This window comes from Paraburkholderia sp. EG286B, assembly GCF_040965655.1.
Lineage (GTDB): Bacteria > Pseudomonadota > Gammaproteobacteria > Burkholderiales > Burkholderiaceae > Paraburkholderia.
Genome location: NZ_JBFRCF010000082.1, coordinates 1 through 3,290, shown reverse-complemented (window position 1 = coordinate 3,290; position 3,290 = coordinate 1). Strand labels below are relative to the sequence as shown.

General features: G+C 55.1%; 4 protein-coding genes. 3 read left to right on the top strand and 1 reads right to left on the bottom strand.

Annotated elements, in window-relative coordinates:
* The 3 genes from AB4Y42_RS43605 to AB4Y42_RS43595 all read left to right on the top strand — a co-directional run.
* On the top strand, positions 1-249 hold a 249-nt coding region (locus AB4Y42_RS43605; protein WP_368697800.1), incomplete at its 5' end, for a hypothetical protein.
* A 387-nt stretch (positions 250-636) separates the two neighbouring features.
* Positions 637-1,590 (top strand): hypothetical protein, encoded by a 954-nt coding sequence (locus tag AB4Y42_RS43600; protein ID WP_368697799.1) that lies wholly within the window; start codon positions 637-639, stop codon positions 1,588-1,590.
* Between the two features lie 292 nt (positions 1,591-1,882).
* Positions 1,883-2,050 (top strand): hypothetical protein, encoded by a 168-nt coding sequence (locus AB4Y42_RS43595; protein ID WP_368697798.1) that lies wholly within the window; start codon positions 1,883-1,885, stop codon positions 2,048-2,050.
* A 5-nt stretch (positions 2,051-2,055) separates the two neighbouring features.
* Here the strand turns inward: AB4Y42_RS43595 and AB4Y42_RS43590 are convergent.
* On the bottom strand, positions 2,056-3,290 hold a 1,235-nt coding region (locus AB4Y42_RS43590; protein ID WP_368697797.1), incomplete at its 5' end, for a PIN domain-containing protein.

The window sequence follows — 3,290 nt, the reverse complement described above, 5'->3', positions numbered from 1 at the left end:
TGGAGTAGCACGGCCGGCTTGATTGAGGATTCGACGCTCCTGATCATCGAGGAAGGTCCGTTACCCGCGCTGAGCCGACGTTTGAATGTCCGCCTGAAAGCGCGCTCGAATGGCCGTTGGTGGCCGATCACTGCCTTATGCAATCAGCATGGGCTGCTCAAGGCTCGCGAGGCCGCGATCGGCAGCACGCGACCCACTGTAGACATTCAGCGTTTCATTCTCAATGCCTGCTTCGCAGCGGATAGCTGACTTCGGCTTCGATACATTGCGTACATTCTTGCTTGATCCTCGTGGTTGGTGCCGCGCCAGGATACTCGGCGAATGCGCGGCGTAGGGCTGCAAAGCGATTCGACGGCGGACGACCTTCCGTGTGCGGCACCACTCACGCGCTTTCTAGATCGTTCCCGTAGGAGCGCAAGCCTTGCACGAAAAGGGCGCGAAAATAGCCTTGACCGTCGCCGCCCGACGTTTACTTGGCGGCTCGCCCAGGTCCATGGCCAACGATCGGTAAAGATCACCCTTGTCTCGCGTAGCAGCGTTAGGCAAACTTAGTGATGAACGTGCAACAATTCCCGCCCCGACCTCCGTGGCGGTTTGGAATGCCACGCCGGCGAAGCCCTCAGATGGGAGATTCGGATGATGTTCTTTACTGTACGGCCCAATAAGTCGGTATGGCAGCTTTGTTTGGCGTTCGCCCTTTTTTATGTGATGGGCATCCATCCAGCAATTGCGCAAACCACCTGCGAAGCCGGCCTCCAGCTGTTTCGAGGAGTGTGTATGAGGCAAAACATGGTGGAATTACTGAATTGCATCGAGTCTACGGGTGGAAACAGAGAGCAGGCAGAGAGCATCGTCAGGCAACATGCAAATCAGAGCGCGAGCGGAGCGCTTAGTGGAAGTGGCGCAGGAGTCATTGTTCGAGGCGCAGGATCAATGACGTTGCAAGGGGTGAACGAAGGCGAGGCGGTCGAGGAATTCCGGCAGCGGTTCTACGCCGGAGGGGGGCAGCTATGCTTCGATGCCGTTAAGTTCGAGTCTTCTGCGGATGGCGCTTCCCCGCCAAGCTTACAGCCAGAGATTTCCGGGAGCGCGCCATATCGCACACTTTACTTCAAAAATAGTGGCGGCGACATTCTCAATCCGAAAATCGATACAGTCGCGCGCGTTTTTGTCACGTTGAACGGAGGTTCGGGAGGAAGACAAATCAATATGGCCACCACGGGTTCGGCTTCTTACGGAGCGAATCCGAACGATTCTAAGACGCCTTTCCATATTCTGTTCGACGAGTCGCATCAACAGCTTGACGCGATTGCCACTTCTGTTGCAGCAAAGCAGGGGGTGAGTCGAAATGCGGTGACAGCTGATGAGGATATTGCAATTAAGATCACCTTTCAAGACTCAAAAGGTTCGAATTTCGAAAGGTATTTCGAAATCGATTCAAACGATTCAATTTTATGTGACATGCGTTGTTTAAAAAGAAGCAATGGTGATCGATACCAAGAAATTGCGCAAGACCTCGCTCAAGCAAGGCAGAAACAGACACCAACTAGCATGATGCCTGACTACATAATCTGGCATCTGAACCACTAAGGTTTACAAACAGAGCATGGTGTCCTCTGTCTGTATTTGTAGTAATAGCGGACAAACGCCTGAGCGACGTCAGCGGCAGTTTATGGCCGAGGTTGTGTCAAAACGCGTGACGTCGACATCTGGCGCGAAAGTCGACCCACCAGAATGCTCTGTATCGGCTTCGCGGCACTTGGGGAAGGGCAAAGCGACACCCGAAAACCGGGTAATTTCGAGTTTTGACACGGCCTCGGCCGCCTACGGCCCGACGCATACACAGTCAGATTTTGGTTCGCTTCCGCCAGTTGTAGACGCGATGGGTGAGGCCGATGGCTTGCGGCATGTGAACGGGCCGAAGATTGACGAAACGACGTTCACGCCATACTCGGACGTCGCGATCCGCTTCGGCAGCGCGGCGCTCGTGCCAGTGCTGCCGAGAGTCGCGCCGGCCGATGCCAACGACGATCTTGCCGGAACCTGGTAGCCGTCTTAGAAGAAATCGTCGAGCGAGGGCTTGCCCGGGTCGTTCTCCGGCTGTTTGGAGTCGTCAGCGGCAGGCCCTAGCCCGAGCAAATCAATCATCTGATCGAGCAAAGCCACATCGAGATCGGGATCGCCGACATGAGTGGCGAGGACTGTCAGATAGAACTTGTTTACGTCAGCATCTTTGAGTATCCAGTTGACCTGTTCATTTCCCAACGCCGCCGCAAAAAGCGCATTCACTTCGGAAGTTGTGAACGCATCGTGGTAATGCTTTAGCCTCTTGACTAGCGCATGTGTTGTAGCGAAGCTTTGGCTCTTGCCAAGCTCGTCGATTGCCGCCTCCTTCTCCAGCTGTTCCTCTTCGGTGAGATCAACGCCCTTTGAGTGATAAAGGGGCGCTCCATAGTAGGCTTCTAGCTGAGAGTCCTTCTCCACGCTCAACTCGGCCGACGCCTCGCTGGTTTGCTTTGCAGATGCGGCCATCTCGTCGTCTCGCGTTTCGGCCGCAGCCGGCTTTGCGAGCGTCTTGTCGTAGTGGTTGAGGACGTCGGCGATAGTGTCGAAGACGTATAGGGCGTTGCCACCCTTGTTCTCGGACCACTCGCGTTTCAAGAGGATGTTGGGATAGACGATGCCCTTTTCCTTCCCGAGGGCCGAAGCGAAGTCGCCGTCATTTGAGACGATGTAAAGATCGTCATCAGGCAGCTTTGCAAGGAGCATTTCCCAGTTGTATTGATCGCCAAAACTTCCCGGTTTCCCGGGTGGGTTTCCGCGTTCAGCGCGCAACTTGCCCCTAGCGAAAATCGCGTCGTCGTGCTGGTACTTTGTGGCGTAGGAAAATATTTGAAACAGCCATTTGTCAACATCGAGCTGGTTGAGGCGCGCCTTTGCAGTGGCTTCTGCGACAAGGTGATCGCGGGCCTCTTTGGCTTGCTTAACCGCCTTTTGGTATGTTTCGGCCATCTGCAGGCTGAGCATATGGTGCGGGATATTTGCGACGAACGTTGCGTTCTTGAACTCCTTTATGGCAAAGCTGAGCCGAGTGTCGCGATTGCGCTCCCATTCCTCGTACACTTGAAGAGGCAGGTGCAGCACGATGCTGCCTGAGAGAATAGTAAGCGGCTCAGCTGGGCCGTTCGTCCATTCGCGTGCGCGTAAGGCAATATGGTGACTGGAACTGCCAGTCAGGTAGAGGGATCTGGCGGACTGCCTGGTGTGTGCAGCTTGTCGGCCACACGCCA

What these genes read in the sequence shown, in the direction of transcription:
- AB4Y42_RS43595 (WP_368697798.1), top strand. Translation starts at nt 1,883, where the DNA reads ATGGGTGAGGCCGATGGCTTGCGGCATGTGAACGGGCCGAAGATTGAC.
- AB4Y42_RS43600 (WP_368697799.1), top strand. Translation starts at nt 637, where the DNA reads ATGATGTTCTTTACTGTACGGCCCAATAAGTCGGTATGGCAGCTTTGT.